Origin of the sequence: Algoriphagus aquimarinus (genome assembly GCF_007997215.1) — a bacterium.
Lineage (GTDB): Bacteria > Bacteroidota > Bacteroidia > Cytophagales > Cyclobacteriaceae > Algoriphagus > Algoriphagus aquimarinus_A.
On sequence record NZ_VORW01000018.1, the window covers coordinates 1 to 21333 of the forward strand.

Below are 21333 nucleotides of genomic sequence, written 5' to 3' on the forward strand. Positions count from 1 at the left end.
TGAAAGCCAACCAAACGGCCCTATTTCCAACCTAGTGGGCTTACATTCCAATTTCACCCAAAAATCTCCTCTGATTAAGTTCTTTTCAACCTCTCTGAGAAATTCTTACTTTAGTCGGACACTAGTGATTCTAAACTGAAAAACGAAGAATAAAATCACCAAAAAAAACGATAGCCAAAACAGAGAAATCAAAAAATAGTTGCTCAATCTCCTAAGTAAAAGGCGCCGGACACTTGTCTGGTGCTTTTTTTGTTAATTAGCTCTATAAAGAAAGTAATTCATGAAGCATATATTATTAGTAGAGGATGATCTGACTTATTCCAGGATTGTAAAAACCTTCTTGGAGAAAAATGGATTTTCAGTTCAAACTGCCATCAAAGTCAAAGAAGCTCAGCAACTTTTTAGCAATTCTAAATTCGATTTAATCATTGCCGACTTCAGATTACCTGATGGTACCGGAATGGAATTACTTCAATGGTCAAAAATCAATTACCCACAAACGCAGGTAATTCTGATCACCCACTATTCGGATATTCGGATTGCTATCAAAGCCATGAAGCTTGGCGCTTTCGAATACATCACCAAGCCCATCAATCCTGATGAGTTATTGGCAACTGTAAAAGAATCTCTATCAACCAAAATACCTGAGCTCGCTTCGGCAGAACCTATAGCAGCCCCTTCGGCTCCTAAAGCTAAGTTTCAAAGCAGCTACTTAATAGGTAACTCAGTGGAAGCAGAAAAACTCGAAAAGCACATTCAACTGGTTTCTCCTACAGATCTCAGCGTGCTGGTAATGGGTGAAACCGGAACAGGAAAAGAGTTTATCTCCAGAAGAATTCATGATTTGTCTGCCCGAAAGGATGGACCATTTATAGCAATTGACTGTGGGGCTTTGCCCAAAGAACTAGCGGGAAGTGAATTATTCGGCCACGTCAAAGGCGCTTTTACAGGAGCTCTGGAAAACAAAACGGGCCACTTCGAAATGGCAAATGGCGGAACCATTTTTCTGGATGAAATAGGAAACCTCGGCTATGAAGTTCAAATACAGCTTCTTAGAGCGATTCAGGAAAGGACTATCCGCAAAATCGGTGGAAATAAAGAAATCCAAATTGATGTAAGGATTATTGCCGCCACGAATGACAATCTAATCGTACAGGCTGGAGATGGACATTTCCGGGAAGACTTATATCACAGACTCAATGAGTTTACTCTAAGCGCTATTCCTCTTCGAAATAGAAAAGACGATCTGGAAGATTTTGCAGATCAATTCCTTGAAGAAAGCAATGAACGATTAGTCAAGAGTGTCAAAGGCTTCTCGCCTGAAGTTTGGGAGATATTCCTGGGATACGATTGGCCAGGCAACTTGCGGGAATTGCGAAACATCATCAAGCGTGCAGTTCTCCTTTCTGCAGGTTCGCATGTAGAGAAGGAAGCTCTTCCAGCAGACCTATATGAGCCATCCACGAGTTTTTCCGGAGCCAATTCAAGCTCAAACTCGTATTCCAGACAAGCTGATTTACCTTCTCCGAAAGATTATAAATCCCAATGGGTAGAACAGGAAAAGGAGCTGATTCAAAAAGTATTGATGGACACCAAATTCAACAAGTCCAAAACGGCCAGGATTCTAAATATGGACCGTAAAACGCTTTATAGCAAAATGGAAAAATACGGACTGGATTAATTCTAAACGGTTACTGTTTTGTCAATGGTCTCGGTAAGTGCTGACAGCAGGATGCGGATTTCCTCATCTAACTGATTCAGCGTATCGCCGAGGCCATTTTTATTGCCAATTTTCAGGCTATTCTCCACCTTTCGGGCAGTTTGGCCAGCAGAACTTTTGATTTGTCCCAGACGGCTACCCAACTGATGGCAGATCTCTAGCACTTCGTCGAAGTCATCCTTCAACCTCGCATTCTTTATTCTTTCAAGATCCTTTCGGGTCTCCACCACCAATTCTCGCACGATATCCTGCAGAAGCAATTCATCTCCCATGCAGAAACGAGCCAAGTCCTTTAGCTGAAACAGCGTACTATCAGATTCACTTATTTTTTGATTCATCGGTAAGTCTTTCACTGCATGATTTGGGAAGAATTTCCCCAAAATTTCAATCAACACGCGCTCTTGGAAAGGCTTGAAAACTATTTCGGTAAAGCCGCTTTCTACCATTTTTTCTCGCTCTTCTACAAAGACGTTTGCCGTCATTGCCAGAATAGGCATTTCCTTATACTTGTCGATTGACCTTAGCTGTTTCACAACATCAAAGCCAGAAAATTCCGGCATCTGTATGTCCAAAATCGCCAAGTCGAAATCTACCTCCACAAACTCATCTCTGAAGTTGGAGCCTCCAGGGTATGCGATAATCGAAGCACCAAAATAACTCAGTATAGTTTCCAGGTATCTGATACCTACTTTATCGTCGTCTACAAGCAGAATTTTCAGCCCAGAAAGATCCAGAGAAACGATTTCATCGGGGTTAAATTCAGCGAGCTGGGATTCAGTGGCCGCCATTGGCAACTTCACCAGCATCGTAGTGCCTTCATGCTCTACACTAGACGCAATGATCTCTCCACCCATTAAAGAAACCAGGCGCTGAACGATCGCCAAACCAAGCCCCGTCCCTCCATATTTTCTGGAAATGGACGTGTCTGCCTGATCAAATTCCCGGAACACTTTTTCGAGAACCTCCTCAGACATCCCTATCCCAGTGTCCAGTATTTCTACAGTTAGCAGACCTTCTACCCACCCCACATTTACTCGAATTGAACCCTCTGAAGTAAATTTGAAGGCATTGGTCAGTAAATTATTCAGTATTTGCTTTAATCTCAATTGATCTCCTATCAGCCATTTATTCTCTGGCAAATCCAAGGACCAATCAAACGCTAGCTTCTTTTCGGCTGCCTGTAACTCAAAGAAATTCTGCAAGGAGGAAAAAAGTGATTCTGGATCAAAAGGATGAGCTTCCAACTTCAATTTACCAGCTTCCAGTTTAGAGAAATCCAAAACTTCATCCACGATTTCCATAAGCGTGTCCGATGCAAAGCCTATCATTCTTAGGTGAGATTGTTGGCTGGAATCCAGTTCGGATTTCTCCAAAACAGATCTGTACCCTTGAATCACATGAAGAGGATTCCGTATCTCATGACTCATATTCGCCAAAAACTCCTGCTTTGATCTCGCCAGCTGCTCTGATTTGAGTCTGGAAATCTCAAGATTTTCCTGATAGCGCTTCGTCACTTTGATTTCTTTCAAAATGGAATACACCATCACAGCAGCTCCTATCACCGCTAAGAATACAATCATGATCAGAAAGTAAGTCATGTCGTAGGTTAGCTTATAGGCAGAGTCATTTTGACTATTCGATTTCTCCAGTGCGCGCTGCTGAAGCGTACTTACCAGGTTTTGAATGGTGGTGATGATCTTACTTTGACTGATAGATAAATCAGCCTCCATTTTCGCCAGCTTTTGTCTTTGAAAAGACTCCTCTCGATTGACTCGGTTGATTACACCCTTGATATTATACAGGACACTATCCAGTGTCTGCCCCTCCGGCAGGTTGGAATCACGGAGGTTTTGCTTTTGCAAATCGCGCAAATACGCAATAGACTTGTCCTCCTCTTTGGTTATAATTGCCATTGGCAATTCATTATTTGCCTTCGCCTCCTGACGGGAAGAAATCTCCTGCTCCAGTTCGTTAAAAAGGTAATCCTTAGGATTGATCTTCTCAATGGGCTTTAATTCCAGACTGGCTGCCCGTCGGCGAATTCCCAGCTCGACCTTATTCAGCGCTTCCTGAGTGAAATTCCGATTCGCCAAATTTGTCTTTACCTCATACAGATTCACATATCCGACGATAAGGGTATCCAGATTAGTCTGCACGCTTTCTATGTAGGTGTTTTCCAGGGAATCCTCGGCAAGGGAGCTTAATTCCTGAAGCTTTTCCTTGAGGGAAACGACGCTTGAATCCTGAACTCTAAAGTCCGCATCAATTCCAGAATGATCCAGTTGGGTGATTTGGATGATCTCAGACTGTAGCTTATTCAGCAGATTGAGTTTCTGATTAGGCTCAGCCAGCTCCTTCATGGTTTCTAGAAGCCGATTCTGGGTATAGTAAGTCAACCCAGCCATTCCGATCAGGAAAATAGCGGCTATAAAAAAGCCGGTAACGACTTTTCCGGCTGTACTGGAACTTGGGGATTTTCTCTTCATGAAAAACACATTACCCCAAGAACCAATAACTATTCCAAGTGGGGATTAAAACTTCAGGATGGTATAGCCTTTAGGTGCATACGTAGTCACCGTAGTCAAGGCCGAAAGTGCCACATGAGCACCATCGTACAAATCAGCTTTTTCTAAAGTTCTGGCTCGCATGGACTGACCGCAAACCAGTATTTCTACTCCGGCAGCCTCCAGCGCTTTGTAAACAGCGATGTTTGGATTATCGGAGTTGTATCGCTTCTGATAGACTTCATTGTTCATTACTGTGGCAATAGCTCCACCATGAACCACTACTTTCACATGCATACGGTCCTTAGAAACACCAGCAAGACCATGAAGATTCATCATACGAGCCACATTGTCCACCCAGCGACTGATCTCAGCATTGTCCTCGGCAGCCGTGGACATGTCCACTAAGATATAATAATCCAAGCTTCCATCCGGCCTTTCGGTCGCATCGGGAACTTCAAATATTCCCCCAAAGCCCTTAACGAGAGGAAATTGAGCCTCCTGAGCAAATGAAAACTGAGTAGCAAAAAGAGCAAGGCAAAAGATAGCCGAAGCGAATAATCGTGTCATAAGTCTGTAATTAGCCCGAAAATGTAAGGAAAATATAAGGGAGAAAAGAGGCCGTTGGTGGAAAATAATCAAGTCAAATCATGAGTCGGAAAACTTGTTAGTCATTTTAGTAATGAAGGGCAACGAAAACAAAAGCAATTTCAGTTGAGATGATGCAGGCAGAAGGCTCATATTTTTTTACTTGCTAAATTCCTAAAGAATAACATTATGATTAGTTTAGACTATGGAATTAGAAAAGGATTTAAAGATTCAATATGATGGTCTTGAAAGCGAAATTTCAAAATTTCGAAAATGGGCAATATTTTTAGCATTTATGGCATTTATCCCATTCCCAATAGCTGCTATTTTTAATTTCATCGTATTTGATAGTTTTTTGACTTTAGCAGATTTCGGAGGTTACATAGGTGGCGTCGCTTCTCCTTTTGGTGCTATTTCTGGAATCCTATTTGTCTATGTAGCTTTTTTAGGACAACGACAACAATTGCTATATACTCAACAAGAAATTAGAATTAATCAAATAGAACTTAGGGACACTAGGAAAGAAATTGAAGGACAAAAAGAGCAACTTATACTCCAAAACAAGCAATTTCAGATTCAATCCTTTGAATCTACATTTTTCAACTTGCTCACTCACTTTAGAAATAGTGGACCAGTTGATATGTTGAAAAAAACATATATTCTACTCTTTGCTGATTTTAATCAAATTGGATTAAAGATTGAACCTGATGGTTATGGAGGCCATATTTCCTCAAGAAGACCCGATGCTGATCAAATTTTGGCAAAACAAGAATTCTTTTTTCGAACAATAAGAAATTTGGATAACGTGGAATATTCCAATGTTAAAAACTCATTAAACCAGTTATTATCAATTTTAGGACATATTTTCTCAATAAAAAATATCCCTAACAACCATTTAAACACATTAATTTTAAATATCCCTAAAGAGGAACTATATGTTCTTTTTTACATTTTCATATATAATCCAGAAGCCTTTCTCCCTCCTCAACGAAAACATTTAGAAATATTTTTTTTGGAATTACCACAAAGCTATTATCACCATCCTTCACATTATTTTTGGTTGGACCGTGAATAATACAATATCACAATCTTTTGCGCCATTGCTCCTTTGCGGGAGATTTTTTTTACGAAAAATGAGATTAGTTCCACCTTTGGCACTCGCTTGACGATACTTTAGAAGAGATTTCTCCCTCTGGCCGAAATGACCGAAGTCACCACTTTGCGATCTTTGTGCCTTTGCGGTAAAAAAATAACAAGACCTTCGAGGTTTTGAAAACCACAAAGGACATAAAAAAAGCCCTGAATTGCTTCAGAGCTTCCTTGTGCGCACGAGAAGATTCGAACTTCCACACTACTTAAAGCACCAGCCCCTCAAGCTGGCGTGTCTACCAGTTTCACCACGTGCGCGGTTAACAGTCTGCAAAAGTATCAGACTTGCCTATTCCAAGCAAACCCGATGTAAACCTTTTACGATTATTTTCTTGGGAATTACCCGTAAACTTTCTTTTCTGCGGATAACAGCGTGTTATAGAGCAAAGAAGCAATCGTCATCGGCCCTACTCCACCCGGTACTGGCGTGATCGCAGAGGCGATTTCAGATACCTCGTCAAACTTCACATCTCCTACCAACTTGAATCCTGACTTCTTGCTAGCGTCTTCGATTCTATGAATTCCTACATCGATGACCACAGCGCCTGGCTTTACCATATCGGCTGTTACGAAATGAGGTTTGCCCAAAGCTACGATCAGAATATCCGCGGTTTTAGCGATTTCCGGAAGATTGGCAGTTCGGCTATGTGTCAAGGTCACTGTTGCATTTCCAGGATAGCCATTTCTAGCCATCAGGATACTCATCGGACTTCCCACGATATGAGATCTACCAATTACCACGCAATGCTTGCCTGAGGTCTGGATATCATATCTCTTCAGCAATTCTATGATCCCGTAAGGAGTTGCAGCAACGTAAGCGGGCCAGTTTAGCGCCATACGTCCAACGTTTGCAGGAGTAAATCCATCCACGTCTTTCTCAGGCTTGATCTTATCTGTTACTTTTTCTACAGAGATATGCTTAGGCAAAGGAAGCTGCACGATCAATCCATCTATATCCGGATTCTCATTGATTTCAGCGACCACTTTCAAAAGTTCTTCTTCAGAGACATTATCCTCCAGTCTCACCAAAGTAGATTCAAAACCACATTCCTCACATGCTTTCACCTTCGCATTTACATAGGTTTGGCTTGCTCCATCACTTCCCACGAGAATAGCTGCCAAATGGGGAGTTTTGCCTCCCTCAGCTTTTATTTCCGCTACACGGATAGCGATTTCAGATTTGATTTCAGAGGATGTTTTTTTTCCGTCGATGAGAATTGCCATTTGATCTTTTGATTTACGAATTACGATTTACGAGATCCTCAGGAACTCCAATCCTTGAATTATATAACGATCCTTAAATTCTATTTCAGAATTAAGAGGATCTTGCTGTTTTAATACTAGCAACTACGATAGCTACTAGCTCATCTGCTTCTTTAATTAATCTTTTGATCTCGGGTGATAATTCCAGATCAGTATTTATTTCATCTATCACTTCAAGAAAGAACTGACTCTCATCTGCTTCTTCCTCCACTATTTTCAATTTATTGATAAAATCAGCTTTTGATTTTGCCCGTCCAACTGCTCGATAATTTGCTGCAACAGAACTGGAACTTCTGATCAGCTGATTTACATAACTATTAAACTCTCTAGTATGCGGCAACTTAGAACACAATCTCCAAACATCAATAGCGAATTGCTTGGTCCTCCTGATCATTTCCTGTTTCATATGGCATTTATTTAGAACTAAATCTAAAAACTTGCCTATGAAAATTGAGGATCGAGGTACAATTTAATCTCGTAAATCCCAAATCGTAATTCGTAAATTTAATCTCGAATGAAGAACGTCGAATAATGAATATCGAAGTTTTAGGATAACGAATTAATCAAGTTTAAGTACCGCCATAAACGCCTCCTGAGGAACCTCTACGTTTCCGACTTGTCTCATTCGCTTCTTACCTTTTTTCTGCTTTTCGAGAAGTTTACGCTTACGGGAAATATCACCACCATAACACTTCGCCAATACGTTTTTACGCAAAGCCTTTACTGTTTCTCTTGCGATGATTTTCTGTCCGATTGCTGCTTGGATGGCGATTTCAAACATTTGACGTGGAACCAATTCCTTCAGTTTCTCGCAAAGTCTTCTGCCCCAATCGTATGCTTTATCTCTGTGAACTACCGCAGAAAGCGCATCTACTGGCTCTCCGTTTAGCATCACATCCAATCTCACCATTTGAGAGATTTCGTATCCTTTCAATTCATAATCCAAAGAAGCATAGCCTCTGGAAATGGTTTTTAATTTATCGAAGAAGTCAAAAACAATCTCTGCCAGCGGCATATCGAAAGTTAATTCAACTCGTTCCGAAGTCAGGTAAACCTGGTTTTTGATCTGTCCACGCTTGTCCATACAAAGTGTAATCACCGCGCCCACATATTCTGCCGCAGTGATGATGGAAGCTTTCACATAAGGCTCCTCGATGTGCTTCATCCTCGTAGGATCAGGCATGTCTGAAGGCGCATTAATGAGTTGGTATGTATCGTTAGTCATCAGCGCTTTGAACTGAACCGACGGAACCGTAGTGATCACAGTCATGTCAAACTCACGCTCCAGACGCTCCTGGATAATCTCCATGTGAAGCATCCCCAAGAATCCGCAACGGAATCCAAAGCCCAAAGCCATGGAAGTTTCAGGTTCCCAAACTAACGAAGCATCATTCAATTGGAGTTTCTCCATAGAATAACGAAGTTCCTCATAGTCCGTGGTTTCTACAGGATAAATACCCGCGAAAACCATTGGTTTTACGTTTTCAAAACCCTGAATTGCTTTATCACAAGGTCTCTTGATGTGCGTGATCGTATCACCCACTTTGATTTCCTTGGCGACTTTCACCCCAGAGATCAGGTAACCTACGTTACCGGCACTCATGGTTTGTTGAGGAATTTGGTTCAAGCCCAAAATTCCGATCTCATCCGCCTCGTATTCCTTGCCAGTATTGACAAATTTGATCTTGTCGCCTTTACTGAAAGTTCCATTGAAAATCCTGAAAATAACCTCAACTCCACGGAATGGATTGTAAACCGAATCAAAAATCATCGCTTGAAGCGGTGCATCCGGATCTCCTTTAGGGGCAGGGATTCTATTGATTACCGCTTTCAAAATATCTTCAATGCCTATACCTGTTTTGCCGGAGGCCAAAATAATATCTTCTCTATCACAACCGATCAGATCAATCACCTCATCGGCAACTGCTTCTGGATCGGCTCCAGGAAGGTCAATTTTATTCAGAACTGGAATGATTTCCAGATCGTGGCCAAGTGCCAAATATAAATTGGAAATAGTCTGCGCTTCCACACCCTGAGAAGCATCCACGATCAGCAAAGCGCCTTCACAGGCAGCAATCGACCGGGAAACCTCGTATGAAAAATCCACGTGACCTGGGGTATCTATCAAATTGAGGGTATATTCCTCACCTTCATGAGTATATTTCATTTGGATCGCATGAGATTTGATCGTGATACCACGCTCACGCTCCAAATCCATATTATCCAACAACTGAGCCTGCATATCGCGATCTGCGACAGTATCAGTCTGCTGTAGTAATCTATCCGCCAATGTACTCTTCCCATGATCAATATGGGCGATGATACAGAAATTCCTTATTTTTTGCATATCCATTATTGGCGCAAAAGTAGTAAATAACTAGGAGAAATGAGAATCGAGAAATTCAATGATCGCCGATCCAGTGACAAATCAAGTCCTGATTTTAGCTATGATTTTAGCCAATTTACCTAGTGAATAAAAATACAAGCGGGTGATTTGGCTAAAAACTATCTGAGTCAAAAGGATAAAACAACATAGAAATCCGAAAAACAGAAGCTTATGAGATAATGATTTTGACTATACCCTTCTCATAGAAAGGGGTACAGTTCTATAGAATAACGACTGAGATCAAGGCTTGATTTCTCCAAACTTTCAACTCGGTATGACCTTTCCAATTGTTGCCCTTTTCTACTTTGCTAAGCGATATAAAATCACTCACTTTCTCATCCCAGCATTCCAAAATAACATCGCCAACTCTTAATGAATTGGGAGCGCTAGTATCGTACTGATTCGGTACTTCTAGAACTATTACTCCGGTAATTTCATTTAATCCAGCTGCAGATTGCTCTCCAAGGCTCTCCATATTTTTCACCTTGAATCCATGCCATTCACGGATTTCTACCTTATTCTCTTCATTTTCCAGTAAGAGAAAAGGAATTCCCGGAGAGTCAGCCATCTTCTTCAATTCTGGAGAAGTGACCCCAAATTTATCCATATCGAAGTTCACAAACCCCACAGTTTGGATCGCAAGAGAATCTTCCTGAACGCTAAAATCTCCTGCTTCAGGATTCACAAACATAGGATCACCAAATTCACCGCTTCTTTCTACTCCAAACTCCCTGCTTTTATCAAGATCAGCCTCAGAAGTGAAAAAATTCTCATCGACCTTATCTCCCCAAAAGTTCACACCGATTTGCTTGTGCGACGTCATCACAATATTCCGAGTGAAAACATCATGACTTTCCTTAAACCAGACATGCGGATGAAAGCCATTGTTCACCATAATATTATTGTAAACAGTTCTATAAAATCCCTCTCGCAATTTGATTCCTCCGCTTAGAGCCAGATTATTATAAATCTCATAATTGCTCGATCCATCATCCAAATCTATATCCCAACCATGATCACAGTGAAATCTGTTATTTCGGATAATGGTGGTTTTGATGGCGTCAAGCTTTATCCATTCCGGATGCTTCGCCGTCAGCTCATCCATAGTTTGCCTATTCGGATGCCAAAACCTATCTCTTCCCCACGAGTTAAACGCCCCATGATCGCCAGTTTCCATCACGGTATTGAATACATCATTGTATTCAATAATATGTCCTCCCCAAGCTCCATCACCAATATTGATCCCTGCTCTCGGCACATTATAAATGGTATTGTGGACGATATGCAGATCCATCGCCATTTCGATCTGAACACCCGCAACTTGCTTTTCTATGGTACCAATATTCCGTATTAGATTATCCACAACGAGTGAATTAGCCGGGTAATTCTCAGTCTTAGGGCCCGGAATAGTATCAATATCTTCCTCTGGAACAAACTCATGATAATTGAAAGAGGGAGAACGAACGGCGTCTGGATTACCTACAAAACTGATGGCACTCCCTCCTATTTCCTCAATCAAATTTCTCTTTATCGTAGTATTCCTATTATAATTACTGACAAAAATCGCATTGCCTCCTAGGTCCTGAAATTTGCTGTTTTCTATGGAAATGTTCTCCGTTCCATCTAAAAGAATCGCTCCATTTCTATAAATCGTCCAATCACTTCGTAACAAAGGTTCCTCAGTTTTCATGAATGTGGGAGAACTTTGGATAAAAGTGATATCCTGAATTTTAATGTACTTGACAGGATTTTCAGCATCCCCCTTAAATGAGATCAGGTTTTCCAAAAAACCAACTTCTACTTTTTGGATATTTTCGATTGCTAACCCTTCTTCAGGATAAAAATAAAGTACCCCTTTTTTAGTATCTAGAAACCATTCTTTCGGACTGTCCAGTTCTTCGAAAATATTTTCTACGAATCTGTATTTCGGATGCAATCCGCTTTCCCGATTATTCTGCCATCCTCCGACAAAAGCCAAACTATCTCTACCAATTTTTCCAGTAATCAAATAGTGCATTCCACCCCATCTGCCCTTATGAAGGGCATGAATATAGCCTCCCCCTGGATTTTCCCAACTTGCAATTCTTTCTTTTGAAAGTGCATCTTCTGCAAAGCCATTGAAGGGATTTACTCCCTCTTGATAGTTTGGATACCTAGCTCGGATTTGCTTTTTGCCATTGATATAAAGTGAAGAAAAGTCCACGTCCGCTGGAATTTTTGCTACCAAAAGATTACCCTTAAAGCGCTTCCATTTCAATTCCAGTGGCATTCCTCCACTCAGTATCACTTTCTCTCCCTCAGCCGCACGAATTGTATAAGGCCTCTCAACACTTCCAGATTCCTTCGAACCAAAGACTAGTGATTCACTGAGATAATATATCCCACCCTTCAGAACCAGCGTTACCTCCTCATCTGGTTTTTCTATTTTATAAGCTTTGATGACTTCTTTAGCATGTCCGAGAGTGATAAACGGTGACTCTATACTCCCCAAGTTTTCATCATTTCCAAGTGGGGAGACATAGAAGTCCTTCTGCGCAAAGGCGATGGTTTGCAAAAGAATTAGGAGAAGTAGGGTAAAAGGGATTTTGATGGAAGTAGAACTCATATTGGAAAGAAAAAAGTTTTGTGAGCAAGGCTTTCGGTATTCACCTAAGCAACTTTACTTGTGTTAATTGAATATTCTTATTGGATTTGAAGATACCTTAAGACATCCTAGTTTTCATTTCTATTTCGATTTATTTAAAAATGAAGTAGCTTTAAACTCATTCAAACGAACTCTATCTTGAAACTTTTTCTCACTTTAACTTTCTGTTGGATTACATTTTGTGCTTCATCCCAAACCGTTTGCACCCTTGAAAGCCATGAAAAACTTGAAAGCTATCTAGCAAGGCTTTCTGAGCAGGACTATTCTGACAAAACCTCCAATGGGATAAATATTGAGATAGGCCAATGGTTTCTCGAAACTCCCTACGTAGAGAAAACGCTGGAACTTCCCGGGGCGGAAAAACTTGTCATTAATCTTCAAGGGGTGGACTGTACCACTTTTGTAGAAACGGTGATTACGCTTACTAGGCTCACCAAGGGAGAAGAATTCAACTTTGAAGCTTTTGAAAGAGAATTAGCATATATCCGCTATAGGGATGGAATCAATGCAGGTTACCCTTCTCGTTTGCATTACTTTTCCGATTGGATCTTTGAAAATCAGCATAAGGGAATTCTGAGAGATATCACTCAAGACATCGGTGGATCTCCTTATCCCAATACTCCTTCTTTCATGTCTGAAAACCCGAGGTTCTATGCCCAGCTTGCTGATCCAAGTAACTTAGCTCAGATCAAAACTACGGAATCAGCCATCAAAGAGAGAAGCTATTTCTACATCCCGAAAGCTGAAATAGCTACGCTGGAAAAATCCATAAAATCGGGGGATATCATTGCCATTACTACCTCTATGCCTAACCTGGACATAGTTCATACGGGTTTTGCGATTGAGAAAAATGGCAGAATTCACCTGCTTCATGCCTCCTCGAAAAATATGAAAGTGGAAATTTCTGAAAAAACACTCAGTGATTACTTGGCTGGAAATAAATCCCAATCGGGAATAATAGTGAGTAGATTAGCTAAGGATTAATCACTTTGGGATTCAAATCCCTATTCCTTTATCGTAGCAATGATCCGAAGCGGACCTCCACTCCCTCCCTTGATTTTCATAGGAAGCGCAATGACATAAATACCCTTTGCCGGCAATAGATCCAAATTGGCCACATTTTCAAAACCTGGGATCTGATTTCCCATCAAAGCCTGATGCGCGGCGAAATCTTTTGATTGTCCATAATCCAAACTTGGCGTATCCAAACCCACTGCTTTCACATTACGGGACTTTGCTAACCAAGCGGCAGTTTCAGGCTGTATTCCTGGAAAATGAAGTTCTGGAATTGCCTCAGCGCCTGTTTTAGCAGTGCCAAAATAAGACTCTCTATCAGGATAAAACTTTCCATATCCAGTACGGAATAAAACCATCGCCTGCACAGGAATTTTTCCATGCTCTGCTTCCCAACTCAAAATAGCCACTGAATCGATCAAGTAATCCCTGTCTTCCAAAGCCAAGGCACTGACATCTATCACCACTGCCTCTCCCGTCAATTTGGAAAGCGGAAGTTCATCTACAGTTTCCCCTTTTTCATAAAAATGTATGGGCGCATCCAAGTGCGTACCGCCATGCTCGGGAGTTAAAATCGTATAAGAAGAATAATAATAGCCCAAATCTGTCACGCCTTCAGCATCCACTCTGTGCTGAAATCCATCCGGATTATTAGGCCAGTATAAAGTCGTTGAATCAAAAGCATAGGTCAAATCAATCCATTGAGGGTTTGCATAAGGCTCAGTGGAGATGGTGGAAACAGATTCTTCCTGCGTGCAAGCTCCTAATATACTAAGAGTCAAAAGGAAAAATAACTTCCTTCCTACGGGGACAAACTCAAAAAACTTCATCTGCTAATTCTTTTGTTTCACTTAAGTTAAAACTTGAATCCCGTAATCATATATCCAAGCTGGAAAAATCTATACGATTCGGGGACTTCAATGCTATTTGATTAGCATCCAATATAATTCCTTCAATTGAATAGCTAAAGGGGAACAAATTCCAATCTCGTATCAGGCCGTCAAGGCTAATTTGGAAACTACTGGATAAAAGCCTGTATTTTACTTGGTTACAAAATCAAATCAAGACCATTCTATCACCCTACTTTATAATCATTAATTCGAAACGATTAATTTTTTATTCTGTAATAATTAAATAACACAGAATAAAACATTTATTATTTTACTTTTGGGTCATGAAAAAAAGTGGAATGAAATTCAAGTGGAAAGTAGCTTTTCTAATTACTATTGCGGCTCCAGTTGTGGGATTATTTTGGAAACACAGCCAGCCTATACTTGAAAATTTTGGAACTGAGGCTGATTTGGCATACGCTGATATTGCCTGGCTACTTACTGCATCCTGCTTGGTTTTGCTGATGACACCTGGACTTTCCTTGTTCTATGGAGGGATGGTTGGTAAGAAAAACCTCATTTCTACCATGCTTCAAAGTTTCATTTCCTTGGGAGTTGTGACCATGCTTTGGGTAGTAGTTGGTTTCAGTATTGCTTTTGGTGATCCCATAGGCATCACCATTGATGGCGTCAAATACGGTCTTTTCGGAAACCCATTTCAGTACCTATTCTTTGATCAGGTAGCTGAATTACCTCACAAAACACTAGGACCCACCATTCCATTTATCTTATTCGCTTTATTTCAGATGAAATTCGCAGTGATCACACCTGCAATCATCACAGGGTCTTTCGCGGAGCGCGTTAGATTTATAGGCTATCTATTTTTTATAGGGATCTTCTGCATATTAGTCTATGCGCCACTCGCACATATGGTCTGGCATCCAAATGGATTAATCGGCTCCTATTTTGGTGTACTTGATTTTGCCGGCGGAACAGTAGTTCACATCAGCGCAGGCCTTGCGTCCTTAGCAGGCGCTCTATTTCTGGGAAAAAGAAACAAGCCTAACCACGAACCTTCGAATATCACTTATGTACTCTTAGGAACCGGAATGCTTTGGTTTGGCTGGTTTGGATTCAATGCAGGTTCATCTTTCGGAGCTAATGCCACTGCGGCCTTAGCTTTTGCTACAACGACTATCAGTTCAGCCACAGCGATGATGACTTGGGTTTTATTTGACAGAATTCAGGGAAGGAAAATCTCGGCTTTGCAAGCTTGTATCGGTGCGGTAGTAGGGCTTGTAGTCATCACCCCGGCTGCTGGATATATCACAGTTCCGGAAAGTTTCTTCTTTGGCGCAGCTGGTGCGATCGTTTCTAATCTGGCTATGAATGCCAAGTTTTTGAAGAAAATAGATGACACCTTAGATGTTTTTGCTTGTCACGGGATAGGCGGAATCATGGGAATGATCCTAACCGCGATTTTCGCAGGCAAAGAAGGTTCTAGCTTACTTCATGGTGGCTGGGCAATTTTCGGATCACACATGCTCGTATTAGTAGGCGTATCCATTTTCTCCTTTGGAATGGCCTATGCGATTTTCTTCCTTTTAAATAAGTTTGTGACGCTAAGAGTACGGGAAGAATACGAAGAAGTGGGATTGGATATCTCACAGCATGGGGAGTCGATTTAGGTAAAAGTTATTGGTTGTTGGTTGTTGGTTGTTGGTTGCATCCAAAATCCCCCCATAGAATCGCAAACGGAGATAAAAGTACTATTCCGCTCTTTCAGAGCTATTGATTGAATTCGATTCTTTAACCCCAGCCCTATCGAGCTGAGCTAAGTTATTCTGGGCTTTCAGCCCTTATATCCAAAAATTAAAACCGTGCGCTCTGCGTTATCCTCTGCGTCCACTGCGGTTTCAATTAAAACCTACAACCTCCTTCTATTCGGATGCAGGTAAACATACCCGACAAGCTGATCATATCGTGAGCCTAGATTTCTGAAGTAAACCAGCACCTCGTATTCATTCTCAGTTTCAAAATAGCTTCCTTCAAAATCCTGAGGTTCGAATTTACCGTCCACTAAAAATGCATATTGGTAATCATACCAGCCTTGCTTTACCAAAAGTGATGTAGTGTAAACTCCCATTTTTGGATCCCATTCCATCTTCGCCTCCGCTGCTTTTCCCCAATTCGTCAAAGATCCAATCAGATAAATAGGTTCAGAGGTTTGTTCCACAGCTAGTCTAAAAGTCATTAGCATATATTCGCTTTCCACTTCCATATCCCCTCCAGGCCGATCTTTGGTTTCTATCAAATACTGTCCATTTAGATCCAAGTACTGTGAATATGCTGTCTCCGGCCTAGGCTTATTAATATTCCCGTCTGCAAATATCACATCTGGCTCCACGCGCATATTCGCTATGTTTACGCCATTCGCACGAATGAATCTCAAATCAACAAATCGAAATTCATTACCAGCATCGAAGGTATTCCCCCCATCAAAAGACTCATATCGAAGTATCTTCGAGCTCTCATTCATAAACGTAGGCTTAGACAAAAACTTCGCATTGTCCCAGCGTTGATTTTGACGAATGAGCACTTTTATCTGCCCATCAGGATTGGTCACTTCTCCTGCCGAATAATTCACTACGAGGTTTATTTGTTGGGAATTTTGCCGGGCAGCCGTTTGTGAAGGGGGCACGATCGATGCTCCCACATTAAAAACCTCCTCATAAACCATAAATCTCTTGGTCAAAATCACATTTGACTCATCTCTCTGACTATATACCTTCACTATATAATTCCCTGACTTGGTGACCGCAGGAAGTTCAAATCGATAATGAATGTAGGGTATTCGAGTATTGACCGAATAATCATAATTCTGAATATTAAACTCATTGAAGGAGCGGAGAAAATCATTGTTCTTCAACTGAGACTGCTGCCAATCTGCATCACAATGAATCAACTTGGCTGTATATAATTCCGGATCATACGCCAGATCGTCAAACAATAGTACTAGAGGTGTTCCCGATTGCAGTGGAACAACTGGAGCATCAATGGAAGCATCAAACGTTCCTCCCGCGGGAAACAAGCGAACAGACTGTATATGGTCTTTGAATACTTTATCCTCCAGTTGCTGCGCAAAAAGTGAGAAACTAGCTGAGCTAATCAGTAAAAAACTTAAAAAAAGGAATTTGGTCTTCATTCTGAAAAATAGGCAAAATGAAGACCAATTCTAAAATTTATCAAGAAAGGACTTCCTGTAGATTGGAAATTTTATCTACTAAATTCTCCCATTGTTCATTGAATGTTTGAAGCTTAGCCTGAAGACCTTGATAGTTTTCCTGAATATCCTGAGCTTCCTCTTCACGGGAATACAATTCTGGATCCGCCATTTTTCGCTCCAATCCCAACTTCTTCTCTTCGAGCTTTTCCACTTCCTTCTCCACTCGCTCCAATTCCTCCTCAAGCTTACGAAGATCTTTCTTCGCTTGCTGTGCTTCAGGATTATTTACCGGAGCCTTAACTTTTGGCTGCTCTTTTTTCTCTGCCTTTTGAACTACTGGCGCTACTGCTACTTGATTTTCACGCCAAGCTTCATATTCAGCGTAAGTTCCCAGATACTCCTTGATCTCATGATTCTCTATGTACCAGATCTTATTTGCCACTCCTCTGATGAAGTGTCTGTCGTGAGATACTGTCACAAAAGTCCCTTCATACTGCTGAAGCGCCTGAATCAAAATATTCACTGACTGAAAGTCCAAGTGGTTGGTAGGCTCATCGAGTAGCAGAAAGTTAGATTCTGAAATCAAGGTTTTTGCCAAGGCAACTCTGGATTTCTCACCCCCTGATAGTACTTTGATCTTTTTGAAAACTTCTTCATTGCTAAACAAAAAGCATCCTAATACTCCACGAAGCTCCATTTCAGATTTCGCACTGCCAGCCTGAGCCATTTCTTGAATGATCTCATTATCGAGCGTCAATGCTTCCAACTGATGCTGCGCAAAGAAAGATTTGTTGACGTTATAGCCTTCAGATCTTCCTGCTATATTCTTCTCGGAACCATCGATGATTCTTAGCAGCGTTGATTTACCTTTTCCATTTGCTCCGATCAAGGCAATTTTATCTCCTCGTTCGATTCGGGCAGTGGTATTTTTCAAAATCACATTATCTCCGTAAGCTTTGGAGATATTATCCAATGTGATCACATCACGGCCTGACTGCTTGGTGAATTTGAATTTGAAATTCACAGAAACCTCATCACTTACGACTTCATGCACGCGATCCAATCTATCTAATGCTTTGATCCTTGACTGAACCTGATTGGACTTAGTCGCCTTCGCACGAAAACGCTCTATGAACTTCTCCGTTTGCTTGATCATCTGCTGCTGATTCTCGTAGGCATTCTGCTGGATTTCCATCCGCTCTACCTTCTCTTCTTTATAAAAAGAGTAGTTGCCAGAATACAGCGTCAAGGAATTGCTCGCTACTTCTACGGTACTACTGATGCAATTATCCAAAAAAGTCTGATCGTGGGAAACAACGATGACCGCACCTTCGTAGTTCTTCATGTAGTTCTCCACCCATTCGATGGAAGGAAGATCCAAGTGGTTGGTAGGCTCATCGAGCATAAGTAAGGATGGCTTTTCAAGCAAAAGCTTGGCAAGCATCACCCGCATTCTCCATCCTCCGGAAAAAGTCCGGAGCGGCTTATTCAAATCCGCAGATTTGAAACCTATTCCTTCCAGAACTTCCTCAGCCTTAGCTTTGATCGTATAGCCCTCATTTGCTTCAAATCTTTCCTGAAGAAAAGCCAGTCTATTGATGATCTCATCTGAGTAATCGGTTTCCATCTTTTTCAAGATTTCATCGATCTCATCCTGAAGCTCCAAAGTTTCCTTGAAAGCTGCCAAAGCGACATTCAAAATACTATCGTCAGACTGATAGGAAAGTAAATCCTGGTTCAAAAATCCAATAGTACAATCTTTAGCTTTTTGGACTTCTCCGGAACTAGGCTGAAAATCTCCGTTGATAATTTTCAATAAGGTGGACTTACCTGTACCGTTTTGACCAACAAGGCCAATCTTGTCTTTAGGCTTGATGTGTAAATTGGCGTTTTCATAAAGAGGACGCCCTCCGATGAAGTAAGAAAGGTTGCTAATCGATAACATTCCGCAAAATTAACCATTAACCCGCTCATAACCTTTTCAATCCCAAACATTCTGAATGTTTCTTAACTTTATATCACAAATGAAACAACCAATTATGAAATATCTATCCAAATCTTCAATCGCGCTAGTACTAGGAATCACACTATTCTCATTTGGCTGCGAACAAAAACAAAAATCTGAGGCTCAAACACTTAAAACACCAAACAGCCCAAACAAAACAGATATTAGTACCGCAAAAGCAGAGGTACAACTCGATAATATCAAGCTTCCTGAAAATTTCAAAATAGAAGTGTGGGCAGCAGACATTCCGAATGCCCGCGAGATGACAATCTCTGAAGATGGGATTGTTTACGTCGGAAGTAGACAGGAAGGAAACGTCTATGCAGTCATTGATGAAGATGGTGACGGGAAAGCTGACACTAAATTTACTTTGGCTGAGGATCTTCAAATGCCTAATGGAGTTGCATACAAAGACGGTGATCTCTATGTGGCTGAGGTGAGCAGAATCATTCGATTCAAAGACATCAAGAACAATCTGAACAATCCAACATTTGAAGTTGTTTACGACGGCTATCCAACAGAAACACATCACGGCTGGAAGTTCATTGCTTTTGGTCCTGACGGAATGCTGTATGTGCCAGTTGGAGCTCCTTGTAATATTTGTGACCCAGAGGAGGAAATCTTCGCATCCATAACACGCATTGATGTTGATTCCCCAAATCCTACTCCTGAGGTTTATGTTCACGGAGTGAGAAATTCAGTAGGTTTTGATTGGGATCCAAAGACTGGAGAGATGTGGTTTACTGACAATGGTCGCGATATGCTTGGTGACGATGTTCCAAACTGTGAATTGAACCATATCACTGAAGCAGGCCAACACTTCGGTTATCCATACTGGCATGAGGGAACGGTAAAAGATCCTGAGTTTGGTGATAAAGGTGGACCTGCGAGTGATTATGTAGCTCCAGCTGCCAAAATGGGCGCGCATGTCGCTCCTTTAGGAATGAGATTCTACGAGGGCAGTATGTTCCCTGCGGAATACAAAAACCAAGTGATCATTGCCAAGCACGGTTCATGGAATAGAAGCAAAAAATCTGGCTACGTAGTAACATCACTTACAGTGGATGGTTCTAGTGCAACAGGAGAAAAAGAGTTTGCTTCAGGATGGTTGAATGAGGAAACCCAAGAAGCTTGGGGACGTCCTGTCGATGTACAGGAAATGAAAGATGGAAGTTTGTTGATCTCCGACGATATGGCTGGAGTGATCTACCGGGTCACTTACTCGGCAAAATAATTCATTAAAAAAGGGAAGCGTTTTGCTTCCCTTTTTTGATTTAATCTAGCAGCAATGCTACTGGAATATGATAAGCTTGATTCAGCTTTTTGATTTGCTTTAGACTTAGGCTTCTTTTTCGATTCATTATTTCAGAAACTCTGCTGGCTGGACCTAAAACAGGTACTAGATCTTTCTGTTGAAGATTATTTTCAGTCAAATAGTAATCCAAAACATCAATGGCATCTACTTGAGAAGTATCGATTTTGTAACCTCTTTCCTCTTCATATTTTTCAATTAAAACAGAAAGTACTTCTAAGTAATTTTCATCCTCTTCATCAATAGCAGTTCCTATTCCAAATAGAGTCTTAATTAAATCAAGTGCATTGTGGTATTCAATTTCATTCCCAATGATCTTGAGCGATGGTTTCTCTAATACTTCCATATCAAATTCATTTATTTTATTGTGGCATCAATTTTATCATATTCTGCATGAGTACCAATCCAAATTGTATAGACAATATCTCGTTTATCTGCTTTCGCTATGTGAATACCAGTAATCAATCTATACTTATTTCCTCCAATATTAAATATCACTCTGTTGTTAGCCAGAATATCAGCCGAGCCAAAGATCAATTTGATTTCATTCAAATTATTCAACTTTAATTCCTTTACGATTTTGACCCATCTTTCAATTGCAGTTTTAGCATCAGGGTGCTTATCTGCAAAATCAGTCAACTTATGCTCAGATATGATTCTCAATTTGAAACAGAATTAATCATCCAAAAGTT

At 40.9% G+C, this 21333-nt stretch carries 16 protein-coding genes and 1 tRNA gene; 5 read left to right on the plus strand and 12 right to left on the minus strand.

Annotated features, from left to right (window positions below; genetic code table 11):
- Positions 1-280: 280 nt before the first annotated feature.
- Positions 281-1681: a sigma-54-dependent transcriptional regulator gene (locus ESV85_RS17735; protein ID WP_146919980.1), complete on the plus strand. Its 1401-nt coding sequence runs from the start codon at positions 281-283 to the stop codon at positions 1679-1681.
- Between the two features lie 2 nt (positions 1682-1683).
- On the opposite strand, the gene ESV85_RS17740 is transcribed toward ESV85_RS17735, so the two are convergent.
- Together ESV85_RS17740 and ESV85_RS17745 are read right to left on the minus strand one after the other, a co-directional pair.
- On the minus strand, positions 1684-4206 hold the full coding sequence (locus ESV85_RS17740) for a hybrid sensor histidine kinase/response regulator (RefSeq protein WP_146919982.1): 2523 nt from the start codon (positions 4204-4206) through the stop codon (positions 1684-1686).
- A gap of 45 nt (positions 4207-4251) precedes the next feature.
- Complete coding sequence (locus ESV85_RS17745; RefSeq protein WP_146919984.1) at positions 4252-4794, minus strand: DsrE family protein; 543 nt, start codon at positions 4792-4794, stop codon at positions 4252-4254.
- Between the two features lie 223 nt (positions 4795-5017).
- Between ESV85_RS17745 and ESV85_RS17750 the strand changes: the two genes are divergently transcribed.
- Complete coding sequence (locus tag ESV85_RS17750; RefSeq protein ID WP_146919986.1) at positions 5018-5887, plus strand: MFS transporter; 870 nt, start codon at positions 5018-5020, stop codon at positions 5885-5887.
- A gap of 248 nt (positions 5888-6135) precedes the next feature.
- Here the strand turns inward: ESV85_RS17750 and ESV85_RS17755 are convergent.
- The 5 genes from ESV85_RS17755 to ESV85_RS17775 form a co-directional block, all read right to left on the minus strand.
- Positions 6136-6219 (minus strand) — tRNA-Leu (locus ESV85_RS17755).
- 81 nt (positions 6220-6300) lie between these two features.
- Positions 6301-7185: a bifunctional 5,10-methylenetetrahydrofolate dehydrogenase/5,10-methenyltetrahydrofolate cyclohydrolase gene (locus ESV85_RS17760; RefSeq protein ID WP_146919988.1), complete on the minus strand. Its 885-nt coding sequence runs from the start codon at positions 7183-7185 to the stop codon at positions 6301-6303.
- Positions 7186-7276: 91 nt separating this feature from the next.
- Complete coding sequence (locus ESV85_RS17765) at positions 7277-7630, minus strand: four helix bundle protein (RefSeq protein ID WP_146919989.1); 354 nt, start codon at positions 7628-7630, stop codon at positions 7277-7279.
- A gap of 153 nt (positions 7631-7783) precedes the next feature.
- Complete coding sequence (gene lepA, locus ESV85_RS17770; protein WP_146919991.1) at positions 7784-9577, minus strand: translation elongation factor 4; 1794 nt, start codon at positions 9575-9577, stop codon at positions 7784-7786.
- A gap of 253 nt (positions 9578-9830) precedes the next feature.
- Positions 9831-12215, minus strand: a complete 2385-nt coding sequence (locus ESV85_RS17775; RefSeq protein WP_146919993.1) for a right-handed parallel beta-helix repeat-containing protein — start codon at positions 12213-12215, stop codon at positions 9831-9833.
- A 177-nt stretch (positions 12216-12392) separates the two neighbouring features.
- Between ESV85_RS17775 and ESV85_RS17780 the strand changes: the two genes are divergently transcribed.
- Positions 12393-13238, plus strand: coding sequence for an N-acetylmuramoyl-L-alanine amidase-like domain-containing protein (locus ESV85_RS17780; protein ID WP_146919995.1), 846 nt, complete (start codon positions 12393-12395; stop codon positions 13236-13238).
- A 20-nt stretch (positions 13239-13258) separates the two neighbouring features.
- Here the strand turns inward: ESV85_RS17780 and ESV85_RS17785 are convergent, their stop codons facing one another.
- Positions 13259-14098 carry a cyclase family protein gene (locus ESV85_RS17785; RefSeq protein ID WP_146919997.1) on the minus strand — a complete coding sequence of 280 codons (840 nt, stop codon included), beginning with the start codon at positions 14096-14098 and terminating at the stop codon, positions 13259-13261.
- 344 nt (positions 14099-14442) lie between these two features.
- On the opposite strand from ESV85_RS17785, the gene ESV85_RS17790 reads away from it, so the two are divergent.
- Positions 14443-15786 (plus strand): ammonium transporter, encoded by a 1344-nt coding sequence (locus tag ESV85_RS17790; protein WP_223276037.1) that lies wholly within the window; start codon positions 14443-14445, stop codon positions 15784-15786.
- Between the two features lie 239 nt (positions 15787-16025).
- Here the strand turns inward: ESV85_RS17790 and ESV85_RS17795 are convergent, their stop codons facing one another.
- Positions 16026-17303: a type IX secretion system plug protein domain-containing protein gene (locus tag ESV85_RS17795; RefSeq protein WP_146919999.1), complete on the minus strand. Its 1278-nt coding sequence runs from the start codon at positions 17301-17303 to the stop codon at positions 16026-16028.
- Between the two features lie 40 nt (positions 17304-17343).
- Positions 17344-19269 carry an ABC-F family ATP-binding cassette domain-containing protein gene (locus ESV85_RS17800; RefSeq protein ID WP_146920001.1) on the minus strand — a complete coding sequence of 642 codons (1926 nt, stop codon included), beginning with the start codon at positions 19267-19269 and terminating at the stop codon, positions 17344-17346.
- 94 nt (positions 19270-19363) lie between these two features.
- On the opposite strand from ESV85_RS17800, the gene ESV85_RS17805 reads away from it, so the two are divergent.
- Entirely contained in the window at positions 19364-20563 is a 1200-nt protein-coding gene (locus ESV85_RS17805; RefSeq protein WP_146920003.1) for a PQQ-dependent sugar dehydrogenase, read from the plus strand.
- A 40-nt stretch (positions 20564-20603) separates the two neighbouring features.
- Here ESV85_RS17805 and ESV85_RS17810 read toward each other — a convergent pair whose 3' ends face one another.
- Both ESV85_RS17810 and ESV85_RS17815 read right to left on the minus strand, forming a co-directional pair.
- The gene (locus ESV85_RS17810; RefSeq protein ID WP_146920005.1) at positions 20604-20987 is read right to left on the minus strand and encodes a type II toxin-antitoxin system HigA family antitoxin; all 384 of its coding nucleotides are present in this window, start codon (positions 20985-20987) and stop codon (positions 20604-20606) included.
- A gap of 11 nt (positions 20988-20998) precedes the next feature.
- Positions 20999-21304: a type II toxin-antitoxin system HigB family toxin gene (locus tag ESV85_RS17815; RefSeq protein WP_146920007.1), complete on the minus strand. Its 306-nt coding sequence runs from the start codon at positions 21302-21304 to the stop codon at positions 20999-21001.
- Between the last annotated feature and the right edge of the window lie 29 nt (positions 21305-21333).